This is a genomic window from Streptomyces sp. PU-14G, from assembly GCF_041028275.1.
Lineage (GTDB): Bacteria > Actinomycetota > Actinomycetes > Streptomycetales > Streptomycetaceae > Streptomyces.
On sequence record NZ_JASKYT010000139.1, the window covers coordinates 1 to 18392 of the forward strand.

The following is an 18392-nucleotide window of genomic DNA, read 5'->3' on the forward strand; positions in this document are numbered from 1 at the left end:
GGCCCGAACCGCCTCGCCCCGCCCCGAACCGACCCCGGATCAGTCGTCGTCGATGGCCGAGAGGTCCCACGCCTCCCACTGGTCCAGTGACGGCTCCGCCGCCTCCTCGACGTCCTTCGCCGCCGGGTCGGCCTCCTGCATCTCGAACCAGATGCACTTGCCCTCGCCCCGCGGGTCCACGCCCCACCGGTCGGCGAGCATGCCCAGCAGCATCAGACCGCGGCCCGAGGAGGCCAGCTCGCCGGGGCTGCGGCGGTGCGGCAGCTCGTCGCTGGCGTCGGAGACGTTGACCCGCAACGTGCGCTCCTGGCTACCGCCCTGCGCGCCGCCCGGCACAGCCCCCGCGTCCGGTGCGGTGATCTGGGCGACCAGCGTCGCGTCCCCGTCGGTGTGGACGAGCACGTTGGTCAGCATCTCGGACAGCATCAGCACGGCGCCGTCCACCTGCTCCGGATCGGCCCAGTCGTGCAGCAGGTCGCGCAGTTGGTGACGGGCGGTGGCGATCCGGTCGGGCTGGGCCTGCGCGACCTGCATCACGGTGCGGCGTGCCGAGACGGGTGTCCCCCCGGCCGGCAGGCCCGCGGCACGTGCGCCGCGCGACAGGAGCAGCAGCGCGATGTCGTCCTCGCGGCGCGGAGTGAGCGGGGGCGCCGCCGTACGCGCCGGTGCGCCGCACTCGTCGCCGTGCGCCGCACGGATCAGCGCATCGGCGACCTGTTCGAGGCCGGGTCCGGAGCCGGGTTCGGGTTCGGGGCCGGCCTCCGCCTCGCCGTCGTCCGGCCGCGTGCGCAGCCTCTCGACGACCTCGTTGATCCGCTCCCAGCCGGTCTCCTGGTCGTGCCCGCCGGCCTCCAGCAGCCCGTCGGTGCACATCAGCAGCCGTTCACCGGGCTCCAGGACCAGCCGGGTGACCGGATAGTCGGAGTCGGGTTCGATGCCGAGCGGGAGGCCGCCCGCGGTGGGGCGCACCATCATCGGCCCGTCGGGGAGCTGGACGGCCGGGTCGGGGTGTCCCGCGCGGGCGACGTCCAGGGTGCCGGTGGCGGGGTCGACCTCCACGTAGAGGCAGGTGGCGAAGCGCGGATCGGCGTACTCGGGCTCCTCCTCGCCCGCTCCGGCCTCGGGCGGGAAGCCCGCCGCCTCCTCGGCGGGGGCCGAGGGCGGGGGCGCGTTGACGCGTTCACCGGCGCTCATGCCGTGCAGGAAGCGGGAGGCGCGGGAGAGGACCGCGTCCGGATGGTGGCCCTCCGAGGCGTAGGCCCGCACGGCCACCCGCAACTGGCCCATGATCCCCGCAGCGCGCACGTCGTGGCCCTGCACATCGCCGATGACCAGGGCGGTCCTGCCCGAGGGCAGGGGGATCACGTCGTACCAGTCGCCGCCGATCTGGAGGCCGCCGCCGGTGGGCACGTAGCGCGCCGCCAGGTCCATGCCGGGGACGGCGGGGCTGTGCGCGGGCCGCATCGCCCGCTGGAGCCGGGCGGACAGCTCGCGCTCCGACTCGTTCAGCAGGGCCCGCGACAGCGACTGGGCGAGCATCCGGGCGACGGTGGTCAGCACGGCGCGCTCGTCCGGTGTGAAGGCGACGGGCTGGGCGAAGGCCGCCATCCAGGCGCCGATGGTGCGGCCCGCGACGGTCAGCGGCAGGAAGGCCCAGGCGGTACGGCCCGGCTGCGTCTCGGTGGGGCGGGCGGCGGGGAAGCGGTCCGCGTACTCCCGGGGGTCGAGCAGGTAGAGGGCGCGGCCGGTGCGGACGGCCTCCGCGGCCGGGTCGTCGTCGGTGAGCCGCAGTCGGGCCCCGCTGCCGGGCGGGCCGAGGCCGCCGCCGGGCCCGTACGGGTGCCCTGGACCGTAGGGGTATCCGGGCCGCGCCGGGGCGCCGGGCGAGGCGCCGTAGACGGTGAGCTGGTCGCCGCTGACGCAGAAGACGGCGAGCGCGTCGGGCGAGAAGCCCGGCATGGCCAGCGACGCGGCGACCCGCAGCACGTCCGCTGTGGTGTACGCCTCGGCCAGCGCACGCCCGGCGTCCAGCAGGAAGGCCTCCCGGTTGCGGCGCCAGTCCCACTCGTCCGCGGGGCCGCGCGCCTGCGGCCCGTCCGCGGCCTGCCGCCGGCCCGTACGGTCGCCGGGAGCCGCCCGGGTCAGCGGACCAGCGGCCTGCTGCGCGGGGGGCTCGTCCGGCTCCGGCACCGCGTACAGGAGGCCGACCAGCCCCGGCGCGCCCTCCGCCTGCGGCCCGCTTCCGGCGGGTGCGCGCGGCGCGGGGCGCACGACGGTGCGGACGGTCCGCACGACCGCCCCGTCCGCGTCCACCACCCGCAGCAGCGCCTCGGCGGTGGTCTCCTCGGCGAGCGCGAGGGTGACGATGCTCTGGAAGCCCACGTAGTCCACGGCGTGCAGGTGGGAGCGGACGGCGCTGCCCGAGAGGGTGAGGTGGGTGTCGGTACGTGGCGCGCGCCCGCCCACCGCTCCGTCCCCGGGCGGGGTCTCGGACGGCGGGGGCGTTACGGTCGGTCCCGCCGACTGCACGGGCCCCGCGGATCCCGCCGGTTCCCCGGCTCCCACAGACCCCGTCGGCTCCCCGGCTCCCGCAGGTCCCGCAGAGCCCGTCGGTTCCCCGGCTCCCGCAGATCCCGCGGGGTCGTCGACTCCGAGCAGGCGCGCCGCGCGGGTGTCGAGCGTCACCAGGCCTGTGGCGTCGTCCCAGGTCCACAGGCCCGCGCCCAGGGCTGCCAGGGCGTCGTCGGTGCGCATTGCACCACTTTATGCAGAGTCCGTCGGGTTGCGGAAACGGGGGCGAGGCAGGGTAGCCCAGGGCGGTACTCTGAGGGGTATTCCACTGTGACCCTTGAGCCGAACGACTTGGATGAATGATGCATCGGTACCGGTCCCACACCTGCGGCCAGCTTCGCGCCACGGACGTCGGCACTGACGTCCGCCTCAGCGGCTGGCTGCACAATCGTCGGAACCTGGGCGGCATCCTCTTCATCGATCTGCGCGACCACTACGGCATCGTGCAGCTCGTCGTCCGCGACGAGTCCAGTGAGCTGGACGCCAAGCTCAGCTCGCTGTCCAAGGAGACCGTCGTCCGGGTGGACGGCACGGTGACCGCGCGCGGCGCGGAGAACGTCAACCCCGAGCTGCCCACCGGCGAGATCGAGGTCGAGGTCTCCCAGGTGGAGGTGCTGGGCGGCGCCGAGCAGATCCCCTTCACCATCAACGCCGAGGACGGCGTCAACGAGGAGCGCCGGCTGGAGTACCGCTTCCTCGACCTGCGCCGCGAGCGCATGCACCGCAACGTCATGCTGCGCTCGCAGGTCATCGCGAAGATCCGCGAGAAGATGGTGGCCCAGGGCTTCAACGAGCTGGCCACCCCGATCCTGTCGGCCACCTCGCCCGAGGGCGCCCGCGACTTCCTCGTGCCCTCCCGCATCCACCCGGGCAAGTTCTACGCGCTGCCGCAGGCGCCGCAGCAGTTCAAGCAGCTGCTGATGATCGCCGGCTTCGACCGCTACTTCCAGATCGCGCCCTGCTTCCGCGACGAGGACGCCCGCGCCGACCGCTCGCCCGGCGAGTTCTACCAGCTCGACATGGAGATGAGCTTCGTCGAGCAGGAGGACGTCTTCGCCGTCATCGAGACGGTGATGACCGAGCTGTTCCAGGAGCTGGGCGAGGGCCGCGAGGTCACCTCGCCCTTCCCGCGCATCCCGTTCCGCGAGGCCATGGTCAAGTACGGCTCCGACAAGCCGGACCTGCGCGCCCGGCTGGAGCTGGCCGACGTCTCCGACCTCTTCGCAGGATCCGGCTTCAAGGCGTTCGCCGACAAGCACGTGCGCGCGCTGCCGGTGCCCGACACGGCCTCCCAGCCGCGCAAGTTCTTCGACTCCCTCGGCGACTTCGCCGTCGAGCAGGGCGCCAAGGGCCTGGCCTGGGTGCGGGTCGCCGAGGACGGCTCGCTCTCAGGCCCGATCGCGAAGTTCCTCACCGAGGACGACGTCAAGGCGCTGACCGAGGCGCTCGGCCTGGCACCGGGGCACGCGGTCTTCTTCGGGGCCGGCGAGTTCGACGAGGTCTCCAAGATCATGGGCGCGGTCCGTGTCGAGGCGGCCAAGCGCGCCGGACACTTCGAGGAGAACGTCTTCCGCTTCTGCTGGATCGTCGACTTCCCGATGTTCGAGAAGGACGAGGAGACCGGCGAGATCGAGTTCTCGCACAACCCGTTCTCCATGCCGCAGGGCGGCCTGGAGGCGCTGCGCACCAAGGACCCGCTGGACATCCTCGCCTGGCAGTACGACATCGTCTGCAACGGCGTCGAGCTGTCGTCCGGCGCCATCAGGAACCACGAGCCGGAGATCATGTTCGAGGCCTTCGGGATCGCCGGCTACTCCAAGGAGGACGTCGAGCGCGACTTCGGCGGCATGCTCCGCGCCTTCCAGTTCGGCGCCCCGCCGCACGGCGGCATCGCCCCCGGCGTCGACCGCATCGTGATGCTGCTCGCGGACGAGCCCAACATCCGCGAGACCATCGCCTTCCCGCTCAACAACAACGCCCTCGACCTGATGATGGGCGCCCCCAGCGAGGTCGACGACAAGCGGCTGCGCGAGCTGCACCTGTCGGTGCGCAAGCCCCCGCAGGTGAAGCCCGCGCAGTAGCGCGCGGCCTTCCGCCGCCGCGGACGCCCCACGGGCCCGGGCCCCTCGACCGAAGAGGGACCCGGGCCCGTGGCGTGCCCGCTACTGTGGACCCGTACGCAGCCCGCCCTGCCACCACGTGGAGGCGAACGACCATGACGGTGCCCGCCCTGAGCCCCCGGCCCGGCAACCTGCGCGAGGTCGCGGAGGAGATCGAGAGGGCGACCGGCCTGCGCGTGGAGATCCTGGGAGGGAAACTCGTGATGTCCCCGACCCCGCGCGGCAAGCACGCGGGAACGATCAGGCGACTGCGCCACCTGCTCACACCGCAGCTACCGGGCGGGATCGACCTGTATGAGGTGTCATCCATCGCCCTGCCTGGCGACCCGGAGGACTACTGCACCCCCGACTTGGTCGTCCTGCCAACGGAGTGGGACGAGGACGACGAATGGCTCGTCGACCCCGGTGACGTCGAACTGGCCGTCGAGGTGATCTCCAAGTCGGAGAAGGCGAAGGACGTCAGCGCCAAGAACGGCTGGTACGCGGCGGCGGGCGTGCGCACCCTGCTCGTCCTCGACCCGCGCGGCGGCGACTGGGCGCTCTTCACCCACCCGCGGGACGGCGAGTACCAGGGCCGGTTGCGCGGCAAGTACGGCGACGAACTGCTGCTCCCCGCTCCCTTCACGCAACCCGTCGACACGGCGTGCCTGCCGGTGTACGGGGACGGCGCCCTCGAACGCCGGAAAAGGGGAGAGCCGTCGTGACGAAGAGCAACCCGCTGCTCAGCATGTGGCACGAGCTCGAGGTGCCGGACGGTCTGCACGTCGAGCTGTTGGACGGAGAGCTCGTGATGCAGGCGAATCCGGGGCATGTGCACGACATTCCGGGACGTACCTTCGTCCGCCATGTACCCGACCCGTTCGAGGCGTGGTCCGAGCGAGGTCTGCTGGTGGCCGACGACTACCGGCCCCGCGCCGACGCCGTGGTCGTCCGGAGTGAGGACCGGCCTGCCGACGACGCGGACCCCGACTGGCCGACACAGATCGTGCTCGCCGTTGTGGAGACCGTCTCCACGACCCGGACCGCCATCAAGCGGGATTACGAGGACAAACGGGGCCGTTATGCGGCGGTCGGGTGCCGGTCTATGTGATCGTCGACCCCAACGACGCCACATGGCACGTGTTGCAGCTCGACGGCCGATGCTACGTGGAGACAGGAAAGGGCATCTTCGGCCAGCCGCTGGTACTGCCGGAGCCGCTGGGGTTCAGCGTGCCGACCACCGGGTGGCGCCCGTATCCGGCCCGCTGAGCCCCGCCCGTGCGAGCGGGGCTCACCATGGCAGGCGGGCTCTACTTCGTCTCCTCCAGCCGGGGGAAGAGGGCCGCGCCCTTGGTGATGGTCGTGCCGGCGGGGAGCTGTCCCCAGCGGCCCGCCTCGGCGAGGGGCTGGTCCGCGAGGGCGCCCAGGGCCGGCTCGGCGCCCAGGGACTCCCACAGCTTGGCGCTGGACTCCGGCATCACCGCGTTGAGCAGCACCGCACAGGCGCGCAGCGACTCGGCGGCGGTGTAGAGGATGGTGGCCAGCCGCGCCTGCGCCTCGGCGGAGTCCGCCGCGTCAGCGGCCTCGGCAAACGCCGTCTTGGCGACCTTCCACGGCGCCTGCTCGGTCAGGTAGCCGTTGACCTGCTTGATGAAGTCGAAGACCGCGGCGATGCCGCCCGCGAAGTCGAGGTGCTCCCCGAGCTTCTCGTCCGCCTCCCGTACGGCCCGGGCCAGGCCGTCGGTGATGGCCTGCTCGGCCTCACCCTGCGCGGCGGGCTCCGGCAGCGTTCCGTCGAAGTACTTGCCGACCATGGCGGCCACGCGCGAGGCGAGGTTGCCGTAGTCGTTGGCGAGCTCGCTGGTGTAGCGGGCGGAGAAGTCCTCCCAGGAGAAGGAGCCGTCCTGGCCGAAGGCGATGGCCCGCAGGAAGTACCAGCGGTAGGCGTCGACACCGAAGTGGTCGGTCAGCTCGTGCGGGGAGATGCCCGTCAGGTTCGACTTGGACATCTTCTCGCCGCCGACCATCAGCCAGCCGTTGGCGGCGATGCGCTTGGGCAGCGGCAGGCCGTTCGCCATCAGCATGGCGGGCCAGATCACGGCGTGGAAGCGGAGGATGTCCTTGCCGACGAGGTGCACGTCGGCGGGGAAGGTCTCCTCGAACTTCTTCTGGTCGCTTCCGTAGCCGACGGCGGTGGCGTAGTTGAGGAGCGCGTCGATCCACACGTAGATGACGTGCTTGTCGTCCCAGGGGATCTTGACGCCCCAGTCGAAGGTGGAGCGGGAGATCGACAGGTCCTCCAGGCCCTGCCGCACGAACTGCACGACCTCGTTGCGCGCCGACTCGGGCTGGATGAACTCCGGGTGCGCCTCGTAGTGGGCCAGCAGCCGCTCGCCGTAGGCGGAGAGCTTGAAGAAGTAGTTCTCCTCCTTCAGCATCTCCACGGGCTTCTTGTGGATGGGGCAGAGCTTCAGCCCCTCGTACTCTCCCTCTCCGTCGAGGAGTTCCCCGTAGGTCTTGTACTCCTCGCAGGGTACGCAGTACGGGCCCTCGTAGCCGCCCTGGTAGATCTCGCCCCGGTCGTGCAGGTCCTGGACGAATTCCCGGACGCGGTCGGTGTGGCGCTTCTCCGTCGTGCGGATGAAGTCGTCGTTCGCGATCTGGAGGTGCTCCCACAGGGGCTTCCAGGACTCCTCGACGAGTCTGTCGCACCACTCCAGCGGGCTGACCCCGTTGGCCTCCGCGGTGCGCATGATCTTCTGACCGTGCTCGTCCGTGCCGGTGAGGTACCACACCTTCTCGCCGCGCTGGCGGTGCCAGCGGGTGAGCACGTCGCCCGCGACGGTCGTATAGGCGTGGCCCAGGTGGGGAGCGTCGTTCACGTAGTAAATGGGGGTCGAGACGTAGTACGCCTTCGTCCCCGCCTGCTCTGATCCAGTGGCCGCCATACCCGAATCCTATCGGCCGTCCGCCACCCCTTTTCCCGCCCCGCGCCCTGCGGTCGGCCATAGGCGCGTCAAGGCGAGGCGGCGGGTGTCACTCGCGCCGGGGGGCGTCGCGGAAGAAGAACAACGGTCATCAAACGGCTACACGTGTGCACGGAGACGACGACAACGGCCACAAGCGGGTGCGACGCGGGCACGATGTGGCGTGCGGGGAGCGTTGGCCCCGTACGGGGGAGGCTGGCCGCTGCGGAGGCCGCCGCGCCGCGAGGTGACGCACGGTGATGCGGCGGGCGCGTCGTGTGCAATGTGGCGACGGAGCGACGCCAGTGACGGTGAAGGAGGTGGCGGGGTGGAGGCCGAAGGGCCCAACCCGGGCACGTGTTGCCGCTGTGATCTGCCGGTGAGGCACCGGGCGCTGATCGCGATCATCGAGACGGGCTCGGGGCCCGGCGGCAGCGCGTACGCCTGTCTGCCCTGCGCCCGCGACTACGCGAAGACCTCGCTCGCGCCCGAGTGGATCGGCGAGACGATCGCCCACACGGAGGCCGTGCGGCTGGCCTGGGACGAGGAGGGCGACGGCGACCCCGCGCCCTCGCCGTAAACCTCCGCCCCTCGCCGTAGACCTCCGCCCCTCGCCCCCTCGACCGGTGCCCTTCGCGCCTCGTCGCCCAGGAGGCTCCTGCGGATCCCGTCCGGCACGGGGTGCCCACTGTTCACCGGGGGCGCCACTGTTCACCGCGGGCGGCTGTTCACGGCGGGCGGCTGTTCGCAGCGGGCCACTGCTCACAGCGGGTGGCGGCCCGCGGGTGGCGTGGGGTCGGTCGCGCGGTTCCCCGCGCCCCCTCGGGGCCCGCCCGGGCGGACCCGGGTGCCTGTTCAGCCGGGGTTCATTCCGGTGTCATACGCCGGAGTGCCCGTGGGCCTAGCGTCTCGTCGGCGTACGACGCACAGACCGGAGGATGGACGATGCGAAAGCCGTTGCCGCTGCTCACCTCGCACCCGGGTGGCAGATCAGCGATGACCTGCCGCTACCGCTGCGGTGACGCCTGCTTCCACGAGGTGCCCAACACCAGTGCGAACGAGTACGCGGGTGACGTCATCGCCCGCGCCCTCTCGCGCCGTTCGGTATTGCGCGCCGGCGCCGTGGTGGGGGCCGCGACAGCGGTCGGTACCGGCGCTGTCGCGGGCCCCGGCGCGGCACCGGCCTCCGCCGCTGTCCCGACGGGCAAGGGCCGCAAGCACGGCAGGGCTCCCAGGGGACTGCGCTTCACGCCCGTGGCGCCGAACACGGCGGACAAGGTGACCGTGCCCGAGGGGTACGGGCAGAACGTGGTGATCCGGTGGGGGGAACCGATTCTGCGCGGGGCCCCCGCCTTCGATCCGACGCGGCAGAGCGCCGAGGCGCAAGCCGGCCAGTTCGGCTACAACAACGACTTCCTCACGCTGCTGCCCCTCCACTCCCGCGGGGGCAGGGGCCACGGGGACGACGCCGACCAGCTGCTCGTGGCCAACCACGAGTACACGAACGAGGAGTTGATGTTCGCGGGGTACGACCCGGACGAGCCCACGCGCGAACAGGTGGAGATCGCCTGGGCGGCGCACGGCCTGTCCGTGGTCGCCGTCGCGGGGCAGCGGCGTACCGGCACGCTGCGGGCCGTGCCGCGCCACCCGCTCAACCGGCGGATCACCGCCACCACCCCGTTCGAGGTGACGGGCCCCGCGGCGGGCAGCCGCCTGCTGCGCACCTCCGCTGACCCGCGCGGGCGCCGGGTGCTGGGCACCCTCAACAACTGCTCGGGCGGCACCACTCCGTGGGGCACGGTGCTCTCCGGCGAGGAGAACTTCAACCAGTACTTCGCCCATGCGGAGAAGGTCACCGATCCCGAGCGGGCGGCCACCCTCAAGCGATACGGCGTCGTCGGCGGGGCGAGCCAGCGGCGCTGGGAGCGGTTCGACGAGAGGTTCGACCTGACGAAGGAGCCCAACGAGGTCCACCGTTTCGGCTGGGTCGTCGAGGTCGACCCGTACGACCCCGACTCCACGCCCCGCAAGCACACCGCGCTCGGCCGCTTCAAGCACGAGGCGGCGCAGCCGCGGCTGACGCGGGACGGGCACGCGGTCGTCTACATGGGCGACGACGAGCGCTTCGACTACTTCTACAAGTTCGTCTCGAAGAAGACGATGCGCCGCGGCAAGAGCGCCGAGGACCGCCGCCACAACCTCTCCCTGCTGGACGAGGGCACCCTCTACGTCGCCAAGCTGACCGGGAACAGCCCCGCCGACGAGATCGACGGGAAGGGCACGCTGCCCGAGGACGGCGAGTTCGACGGCACGGGCCGGTGGATTCCGCTGGCCGCGGGCGACAGGTCGTTCGTCGAGGGCATGAGCGCGGAGGAGGTCTACGTCTTCACCCGGCTGGCCGCCGACAAGGCGGGCGCCACCAAGATGGACCGCCCCGAGGACATCGAGCCCTCCCCGCGTACAGGGCGGGTGTACGTGGCGCTGACCAACAACACCGACCGGGGCACGGCGGGCAAGGCGGGCCCCGACGAGGCGAACCCGCGCCGGGCCAACAAGCACGGGCAGGTGCTGGAGTTCGCCGAGCGCGGCGACGATCCCCAGTCGCTGCGCTTCTCGTGGCGCCTCTTCCTGGTGTGCGGTGACCCCGAGGACCCGGGCACCTATTTCGGCGGCTTCCCCAAGGACGAGGTGAGCCCGATCTCCTGCCCGGACAACGTCACCTTCGACGACTACGGCAACCTGTGGCTGTCCACGGACGGCAACGAGCTGGGTTCGCACGACGGGCTGTTCGGTGTCGCCACCGCAGGGGAGCGGCGCGGGCAGGTGCGGCAGTTCCTGACCGTTCCGACGGGCGCGGAGACGTGCGGGCCGCTGGTCCAGGACCGCCGCGTCCTCGTCTCGGTCCAGCACCCGGGCGAGGTGGACGGCGCCTCCGTCGAGAAGCCCGCGTCCGCCTGGCCCGACGGGCCGGGGAAGTACGTGCGGCCCTCGGTCGTCGCGGTGTGGCCCGAGGACGGCTCCGACGTCGGCCGGTGACGGCGGCTCCGGCGTCGGCCGGTGACGGCTCCGGCGGCGTGACGGTTGGTCGCGCGGGGTGAGGACGACGAGGGGCGGGGGCGGCACCCGGCCCTCACCCCGCGCGGTCTTCGGCAGCGGTGGCCGTGCGGTCCTCGCCCCGCGCGGTCTTCGGCAGCGGTGGCGGCCCCCGCCGCCCCGTGCCAGGCTGTCCGGGAGGACGAAAAGGGCAAGTACGCCATACGCACGCCAACCGTTGCGGGTGCAGCCATGGAGCGAACCAGAATTCTGATCGTCGGCGGCGGCTTCGCCGGAGTCGAGTGCGCACGCGGGCTGGAGAGTGGTCTGCGGCCCGAAGAGGCCGAGATCGCCCTCGTCACCCCCGCCAGCTACCAGCTGTACCTGCCGCTGCTGCCCCAGGTGGCCGCCGGGGTGCTCACCCCGCAGTCCGTCGCGCCCCCGCTGCGCAGGCTGCTGCACAGGACCTCGATCATCCCCGGCATGGTGATCGGCATCGACACCCACGACAAGGTGTGTGTCGTGCGGCTGATCAGCGGTGAGACCCAGAACTACCGCTACGACCACCTGGTCCTCACCCCCGGCAGCGTCACCCGCAGCTTCGACATCCCCGGCCTCACCCAGCAGGCCCGCGGCATGAAGACGCTCGCCGAGGCCGCGTACGTGCGCGATCACGTCATCGCCCAGCTCGACCTCGCCGCGGCCAGCACCAACGAGCAGGAGAAGGCCGAGCGGCTGCAGTTCGTGGTCGTCGGAGGCGGTTACGCCGGCACCGAGACGGTCGCCTGCCTCCAGCGGCTCACCAACTCCGCCGCGCGCCGCTACCCGCGGCTCGATCCCGACCTGATCAGATGGCACCTTCTCGACGTCGCTCCGAAGCTGATGCCGGAGCTGGGAGCGAGACTGGGCCGGCGCGCCCAGCAGATCCTGCGGGAGCGCGGCACGGACGTGTCGCTGGGCGTCTCCGTCGCCAAGGCGGAGGAGCGGCGGATCACCCTCACGGACAACCGGGTGCTGCCCTCCCGCACGCTCATCTGGACGGCCGGGGTCGCCGCGAGCCCGCTCATCGGCACGCTCGACGCGGAGACGATGAAGGGCCGTCTGGTGGTGAACGCCGACTTCACCGTGCCGGGGCACCGGGGGCTCTACGCGCTGGGTGACGCGGCGGCCGTGCCCGACCTGACGAAGGTCGGCGGCGCCGTCTGCCCGCCCACGGCGCAGCACGCCAGCCGCCAGGGCAAGCACATGGCACGCAACCTGCTCGCCTCGCTGCGCGGGGAGCCGATGACGCCCTACCGGCACAAGGATCTGGGGCTGGTCGTCGACCTCGGCGGCACCGACGCGGTCGCCAGGCCCCTCGGGTACGAGGTCTCCGGTTTTCCCGCCCAGGTCATCGCCCGCGGCTACCACCTGATGGCACTGCCGACCTTCACGGCCAAGGCGCGCACGGTGGCCAACTGGAACCTCAACGCGCTGACCGGTGACGACTTCCTGCGCACCGGGTTCCTCTCCCGGCGTCCCGCCACCCTCCAGGACATGGAGGCCACCGACGCCTACCTCACCCAGGAGCGCGCCCGGGAACTGACGGCGTGAGGTGGTTCTTCCGCACCGTGCTCGGAGCCGTCATCCGCGAGGTCGTCCGCGCGTTCAGCCGCGGCGGCCGGTGACGGCACGGGTCCTCGGCCGCGAGTTGGGCCACACCTACCGCTCGCTGACCCCGCGCCGGGTCGAGCCGGCCGCTTGCGCCTGACTCCGCCCGCCTTGGGCGGTGAGGCCCGCCAGCGACTCGGGCGGGGTTCCCTCGATCGGGGAGAGATGGAGGGCGGCCAGGCGCCATGTGGGGCGCGCGGTGGCGGCGGTGGCGGAGGTGCCTGCGGAGGCCGCCGTGGTGAGGTGATGGGTGGCGCGGAAGTGGCCGTCGACGTCGCGGCCCTCGTAGACGGACTGCTGGCTCTGGACGCCGAGGAGGACGGCGCCGTCGCCATGGCGGCGCAGGTGTTCGGTGTGCCAGGTGAACAGGTCGTGCACCAGCGCCCCCGTCTCGTACCGTGCCAGCCAGCGGCGTTTGTCCAGCAGGAAGCCGCGGGGGCCGACGGCCACGAAGTCGTCGGTCAGCAGCGCCTCCAACGCGGCGATGTCGCCGCGCAGTTCGGCACCCGCCCAGCGGGACCCGAACGTCGTCAGGTCGCGGGAGACCGTGGAGCGTGGGGTCGCGGCCATCCGGCACCCTCCTTCTCGCGCGTGGACTGCTCCCCGTGGGTGCGCGCTCGCGCGCAGGCGCGGCCCGCGTCCCCCAGGGTGGCCCCCGCGGAGCGGCCGGCGCGTCGGGCGGAAGGACGAGAGCGGGTTACTCCGCCGGGCGCACGCCCCCCTACCCGCCGGTACCCCCGGGGGAGTACGGGCGAGGCCCGCGCATTCGGGCGCGTTTTGCGGGCACAGTTGGGGGAGACCGACGACGACGAGGAAGCCGAGGAGCCCCCCATGCCCACGGTCCCGGTGGTGCGCAGCCTGCGCCGGGTGGTGCGGCCCCGCCTGCCGCGCCCCTCGGTGGACCTCTCCCACCCGGTGCGCTCACCGCTGGGCACCTCGGTGGTGAGCTGTGTCGCCTACGACAGCGAGGGCACGCGGCTGATGGCCGAGTGCGGCATCGAGGAGGCGCTGGCCTGCGTCCGCAAGAGGGGCGGCGATTCCGGCCCGGGTGGGGGCGGTTTCGTGTGGATCGGGCTGCACGAGCCGTCGGAGGCGGAGTTCGAGGGCATCACCGAGCTGTTCGGGCTGCATCCGCTGGCGGTGGAGAACGCGATCGAGCCGCACCAGCGGCCGAAGGCCGAGTGGTTCGGCTCGCACTCCGGCTTCGGCGGCGAGATGATGTTCGCGGTCTTCAAGACGGTCAGCTATGTGGAGCACGAGGAGCTGACGACCAGCAGCGAGGTGGTGGACACCGGCGAGATCGTCGTCTTCGCCGGAACCGACTTCGTGATCACCGTGCGGCACGGCAGGCACGGTTCCCTCGGCCCGGTGCGGGAGGCGCTGGAGGCCGATCCGGAGCGGCTGGCGCAGGGCCCGGCCGCGGTGCTGCACGCGGTCGCCGACCAGGTCGTCGACGACTATCTGCTGGTCGCCGACGAGGTGCAGACCGACATCGACGACCTGGAGAGCGCCGTCTTCGCGCCGCAGGCCCCTTCCGCGCGGGGCGGCGGCGCCTTCGAGACGGGACGCATCCACCAGCTCAAGCGGGAGCTGCTCGAACTCAAGCGCGCCACCCAGCCGCTCGCGCGCCCCCTGGAGCTGCTCTCCTCCCGCCCCAACCGGCTGATCGACGCGGAGATACGCAAGTACTTCAGGGACGTCGCCGACCACCTGGTGCGCGTCACCGACCAGATCGCGTCCTTCGACGCCCTCCTCGACTCCATCCTCCAGGCGCACCTCGCGCAGGTGTCCACGGCGCAGAACGAGGGCATGCGCAAGATCAGCGCGTGGGTCGCCATCGTCGCCGTGCCGACGATGGTGTGCGGGATCTACGGCATGAACTTCGACCATATGCCGGAGCTCGACTGGGTGTTCGGCTACCCGCTCGTCCTCGTCGTCATCGTCGTCGCCTGCGTGGCCATGTACCGCGCGTTCCGCAGAAACGGCTGGCTGTGAACCCTGACCTGACCGGCGTCACCACCGTCGTCCTCGACGTCGGCGAGACGCTCGTGCGCGACGACCGCTACTGGGGCTCGTGGGCGGACTGGCTGGGCGTGCCCCGGCACACCCTGTCCGCGCTCGTCGGAGCGGTCGTCGCGCAGGGGCGGGACAACCAGGACGCGCTGCGCCTGGCCCGGCCCGGCATCGACGTGGACGCGGAGCGCGCCGCGCGGGAGGCCGCCGGGTCGGGGGAGCACCTGGACGAGTCCGACCTGTACGAGGACGTCCGCCCGGCCCTCACCGCGCTGGTGGAGGCCGGGACGGCCGTGCACGTCGCCGGAAACCAGACGGCCCGCGCGGGCGCCCTGCTGCGCGCGATGGACCTGCCCGCCGCCACCATCTCCACCTCCGAGGAGTGGGGCTGCGCCAAGCCGGACCCCGCCTTCTTCGCCCGCGTCCTGGCCACCACGGGCAGCGCACCGGCCGCCACCCTCTACGTCGGCGACCACCCCTCCCGCGACGTGGGCCCGGCCCGCGCCGCAGGACTGCGCACCTGCCACCTCGTCAGGGGCCCGTGGGGCCACCTGTGGGCCGCAGCGCACGAGCCCGCCCCCGACGTGCGCGTCACGGGCCTGCTCGCGCTGGCGGAACTGCTTCAGGCGTAAGAAGGGGGGTTCGGTGATTCCGAACCCCCGATACGGGTGGCGGCTCCCTCGTGGCGCGGCCCGCCCGTTCGTAGCGTCGTGCCCATGAGAAACAGGCCAGACAACGACGGCGGCCACGACGGTGCGCCCGCCCTCGTCATGACGGGGGTCACCCGCTGCTACGGGCGGCGGCGGCAGCGGGTGCGGGCGCTGGACGGGGCGGACGTGGCGCTGCCGCGGGGCAGCTTCACCGCGGTGATGGGCCCCTCGGGCTCCGGCAAGAGCACCCTGCTCCAGTGCGCGGCCGGTCTCGATCGGCCGGGCGGGGGCAGCGTGCGGCTCGGCGGTGACGAGCTGACCAGGATGGGCGGGCGCGCCCTGACCAGGCTGCGCCGCGAGCGGATCGGTTTCGTCTTCCAGTCGTTCAACCTGCTCCCCGCCCTCACGGCCGAGCAGAACGTGCGGCTGCCCCTGCGGCTGGCCGGCGGCGGGGCCGGCCGCGCCGACCGGGCCCGCGCCGCGGACGCGCTGTTGCGCGTCGGCCTCGGCGACCGCGCCGGCAGCCGCCCCGCCGAACTCTCCGGCGGCCAGCAGCAGCGCGTCGCCCTCGCCCGCGCCCTGGTCACCCAGCCCGAGCTGATCTGCGCCGACGAGCCGACGGGCGCCCTCGACCCGGCCACCGCCGAGACCGTACTCGCCCTGCTGCGCCGGTCGGTGGACACCTCGGGCGCGACGGTGCTGATGGTCACCCACGACCCGGTGGCCGCCTCCTACTCCGACCGCGTGCTCTTCCTGGCCGAAGGCCGGGTGGTGGAGGAACTGGCTGGGACCGCGGACGGCGGACGCGGTGCGACCGCCGCGCACATCGCCGGGCGGATGCGCGCCCTGGCCGGTCGGACGGCGGCGGGAGCCGCGGAGTCGACGGCCCCGCACGGGCCGGGCCCGACGCCGCCGTCCGCCGCGGCCCGGAGCCACGCGAGAAAGGCAACCGTATGACGGCGGGACTCGCGCGGGCCTCGCTGCGGGCGCGGCCCGTCGCGTTCGCGGGGGTCTTCTCCGTGCTGGTGCTGTCCGCCACCGTCGTGACGGCCTCCGTGGCGATGCTGCGGACGGCCTCAGGCGTGCGGGAGGCCGCCGTCCGCGAGCAGATGACCGCCATGGGGGCGGGGTTCACCGTGGTGACCGGCTACCTCTCGCTCTTCGTCATCGCGCTGGTGACGGCGCTCGCGGTGGCCCAGCGGGCCCGCGAGCACGCCCTGCTGCGGGCGGTGGGCGCGGCGCCGTGGCAGATCAGGCGCACGGTCGCCGTGGAGGTGCTGTGCACCGCGCTTCCCGCGTTGCCCGCCGGCTACGCACTGGGAGACCTGCTGGCGCGCGGCTGGCTGGCGGGGATGGCCGCACACGGGCTGGTACCGGACGGCGTGCCGCTCACCGTCGGCTGGCCGCCCGCGCTCGCGGCCTGCGGCGTGCTGGTCGTCACCTCGCAGCTCGGCGGACTGCTCGCCGCGCACCGGGCCGCCCGCGCCCGCCCCTCCGACGCTCTCTCCGAGACGGCGGGGGCGCGGCGCGGGCTGACGGTGACGGGCGTGGTGCGGGGCGCTCTGGCGCTCGTCGCGCTGTGCGGTGCCGCGCTGTTGACGGCGGTCACCGCGGCGGGCCCGCGCGAGGATGTCGGCGAGCGTCTGCCGCTCGTCCTGCTTGCCCATCTGGTCGCCGTCGGGTGCGCGGGCCCACTCCTGGCGCGGGTGGCGGCTCGGCTGCTGTTCTGGCCGCTGCGCGTGGTCACGGCGCCCCGCGCGCTGGGCGGGGGAGCCGCGACGCAGCTGGCCTTCGCGCAGATCGGGGCGCAGGCCGGGCGGTTGTCCTCCGCCGTCACACCCGTGGCGCTGGTCGTCGCCTTCACGCTGGTCAAGCTGGCGGCGCTCGCGCACGCGGCCCAACCGCCGTGGGTCGACGTGTTCGCGACCGTCCTCTACGCCGCTTTCGCCGCGCTCGCCGCCGCCAACACGCTGGTGATGCTCAGCGCGGAACGCCGCCGCGAGGTGGCACTGCTGCGGTCGGTGGGTGCCGCGTCCTGGCAGGTCGTGCGGGTGCGGGCCGCGGAGGCGGTGACGGTCGCCTTCGCGGGGTTCGGCGCGGGCACCGCCGTGGCCCTCGCGGTGACGGTGCCGCTGGGGGAGGCCGCCGGTGCCTCCCTCGCCGCGCTGCCGGCCACCGGGTGGGCGGGCATCGGCGGCGGGGTCCTGGCCCTCACACTCCTGTCGTCCCTGGCACCGGTACCGGGGCACCTGCGACGGGCACTGCCCCGTTGACCGTACGGTGCACGATGTCCTCCGCGGCCGTCCGCCGCGTCTCCCCCGGCCCTGGCCCCTGGAGTCGACCTCACGAAGATGCGACCCCACGAGGACGTGACCTCGCTAAGACTCGACTCACGAGGACGTGGCCCCACGAAGACGTGACCTCACGAAGACTCGCCCCACGAAAATGTGACCCCACGAAGACTCGACCACGAAGACGTGACCTCGCGAAGACAGGCCCGGTGACCGTGACCGCCACCTCCCCCACGTGCGGCGTCCCCGCGACACGGAAGGCGCTGCGTGCCCTCGCGTACGCGGTGGCGGGGCTCGTCCCCGCGCTGCTGGGGCTGCCCGCGCTGGCACTGGTCGCGCTCGGCGCCGCGCTGTGCGTGACGAGGGCGGGGATCCCCGTCCTCTCCCTCGTCCTGACGGCTGTCCGCGCCCTCACCGACCTCCAACGCCTGCTCGTACGCGGGCTCCTGCGCGAAGACGTGCCGGCGCCCCCGCGCCCCGGGCCGCTGCGCGCCGCGCACGACGGCGCGACCTGGCGGTGCGCGGCGTTCGCCGTCGTCAACGCGCCGCTCGGCGTGGTGCTGTTCGCCGTGCACCTGCCCGTACGGCTCTACGGGCTGGCGCTGCTGTCCTACCCGCTGTGGTTCCGCGCCGTACGCCAGAACGGACACGTCGGACTCGAACTCACCGGCACCACACCCCTCGACACCTGGCCGCGCGCCCTGGCGGTGGCCGCCGGGGGGCTCGTCCTGCTGGCGCTCGCCGGCTGGGCCGCCCGCCGGCTGACCGCTCTGGTACGGCTCCTGGCCCGCGCCCTGCTCGCCCCGCTCCGCCTCGCCGAGCGCGTCCACGACCTCGAAGAGACCCGGGCCCTGGCCGTACGCGACTCCGCCGCCACCCTGCGCCGCATCGAACGGGACCTGCACGACGGTGCCCAGGTGCGCCTCGTCGCCCTCGCGATGGCGCTGACCCGCGCCCGCGAAGCGCTGAGCGCGCCCGAACCCTCCCGGGCCGACACCGAAGCGGCCCGTCACCTCCTCGACCAGTCACTCGGCAACGCCCGCACCGCACTGGCCGAGTTGCGCGACCTCGTCCGCGGCATCCACCCGCCCGTCCTCGACAACGGTCTCGCCCCCGCCC

Annotated in this window: 15 protein-coding genes; 12 read left to right on the top strand and 3 right to left on the bottom strand. The window is 73.0% G+C overall.

The annotated features are described in order from the left end of the window. Positions 1–39: 39 nt before the first annotated feature. Positions 40–2754 carry a SpoIIE family protein phosphatase gene (locus AB8Z75_RS17815; protein WP_369203107.1) on the bottom strand — a complete coding sequence of 905 codons (2715 nt, stop codon included), beginning with the start codon at positions 2752–2754 and terminating at the stop codon, positions 40–42. A gap of 119 nt (positions 2755–2873) precedes the next feature. Here AB8Z75_RS17815 and aspS point away from each other — a divergent pair, with 119 nt between their 5' ends. From aspS to AB8Z75_RS17835, 4 genes are all read left to right on the top strand, one after another. Then, on the top strand, positions 2874–4652 hold the full coding sequence (gene aspS / locus AB8Z75_RS17820) for an aspartate--tRNA ligase (protein ID WP_369203109.1): 1779 nt from the start codon (positions 2874–2876) through the stop codon (positions 4650–4652). A gap of 134 nt (positions 4653–4786) precedes the next feature. After that, entirely contained in the window at positions 4787–5395 is a 609-nt protein-coding gene (locus AB8Z75_RS17825) for a Uma2 family endonuclease (RefSeq protein ID WP_369203111.1), read from the top strand. Continuing rightward, complete coding sequence (locus AB8Z75_RS17830) at positions 5392–5781, top strand: Uma2 family endonuclease (protein ID WP_369203113.1); 390 nt, start codon at positions 5392–5394, stop codon at positions 5779–5781. Before AB8Z75_RS17825 ends, AB8Z75_RS17830 begins: the two co-directional genes overlap by 4 nt. Beyond that, on the top strand, positions 5766–5939 hold the full coding sequence (locus tag AB8Z75_RS17835) for a hypothetical protein (protein WP_369203115.1): 174 nt from the start codon (positions 5766–5768) through the stop codon (positions 5937–5939). The genes AB8Z75_RS17830 and AB8Z75_RS17835 overlap by 16 nt, the downstream gene beginning before the upstream one ends. Positions 5940–5980: 41 nt before the next feature. Here AB8Z75_RS17835 and metG read toward each other — a convergent pair whose 3' ends face one another. Then, positions 5981–7618 carry a methionine--tRNA ligase gene (gene metG, locus AB8Z75_RS17840; protein ID WP_369203117.1) on the bottom strand — a complete coding sequence of 546 codons (1638 nt, stop codon included), beginning with the start codon at positions 7616–7618 and terminating at the stop codon, positions 5981–5983. Between the two features lie 397 nt (positions 7619–8015). Here metG and AB8Z75_RS17845 point away from each other — a divergent pair, with 397 nt between their 5' ends. The 3 genes from AB8Z75_RS17845 to AB8Z75_RS17855 all read left to right on the top strand — a co-directional run bounded on the left by AB8Z75_RS17845 (position 8016) and on the right by AB8Z75_RS17855 (position 12262). Beyond that, positions 8016–8216: a hypothetical protein gene (locus AB8Z75_RS17845; protein WP_369203119.1), complete on the top strand. Its 201-nt coding sequence runs from the start codon at positions 8016–8018 to the stop codon at positions 8214–8216. Between the two features lie 365 nt (positions 8217–8581). Further along, a complete protein-coding gene (locus tag AB8Z75_RS17850) occupies positions 8582–10672 on the top strand; it encodes a PhoX family phosphatase (RefSeq protein WP_369203121.1) in 2091 nt (696 codons plus the stop codon). A gap of 249 nt (positions 10673–10921) precedes the next feature. Further along, positions 10922–12262 carry an NAD(P)/FAD-dependent oxidoreductase gene (locus tag AB8Z75_RS17855; protein WP_369203123.1) on the top strand — a complete coding sequence of 447 codons (1341 nt, stop codon included), beginning with the start codon at positions 10922–10924 and terminating at the stop codon, positions 12260–12262. A 108-nt stretch (positions 12263–12370) separates the two neighbouring features. Here the strand turns inward: AB8Z75_RS17855 and AB8Z75_RS17860 are convergent, their stop codons facing one another. Continuing rightward, the gene (locus AB8Z75_RS17860) at positions 12371–12889 is read right to left on the bottom strand and encodes a nuclear transport factor 2 family protein (RefSeq protein WP_369203125.1); all 519 of its coding nucleotides are present in this window, start codon (positions 12887–12889) and stop codon (positions 12371–12373) included. A gap of 261 nt (positions 12890–13150) precedes the next feature. On the opposite strand from AB8Z75_RS17860, the gene AB8Z75_RS17865 reads away from it, so the two are divergent. The 5 genes from AB8Z75_RS17865 to AB8Z75_RS17885 form a co-directional block, all read left to right on the top strand. Beyond that, on the top strand, positions 13151–14314 hold the full coding sequence (locus AB8Z75_RS17865) for a magnesium and cobalt transport protein CorA (protein ID WP_369203127.1): 1164 nt from the start codon (positions 13151–13153) through the stop codon (positions 14312–14314). Beyond that, complete coding sequence (locus AB8Z75_RS17870; RefSeq protein ID WP_369203129.1) at positions 14311–14964, top strand: HAD family hydrolase; 654 nt, start codon at positions 14311–14313, stop codon at positions 14962–14964. The genes AB8Z75_RS17865 and AB8Z75_RS17870 overlap by 4 nt, the downstream gene beginning before the upstream one ends. Positions 14965–15048: 84 nt before the next feature. Continuing rightward, positions 15049–15939, top strand: coding sequence for an ABC transporter ATP-binding protein (locus AB8Z75_RS17875; protein WP_369203131.1), 891 nt, complete (start codon positions 15049–15051; stop codon positions 15937–15939). Then, positions 15936–17255: an FtsX-like permease family protein gene (locus tag AB8Z75_RS17880; protein ID WP_369203133.1), complete on the top strand. Its 1320-nt coding sequence runs from the start codon at positions 15936–15938 to the stop codon at positions 17253–17255. Before AB8Z75_RS17875 ends, AB8Z75_RS17880 begins: the two co-directional genes overlap by 4 nt. A 227-nt stretch (positions 17256–17482) precedes the next feature. Further along, positions 17483–18392 (top strand): sensor domain-containing protein (locus AB8Z75_RS17885; protein WP_369203135.1); only part of this gene is annotated, 910 nt, incomplete at its 3' end.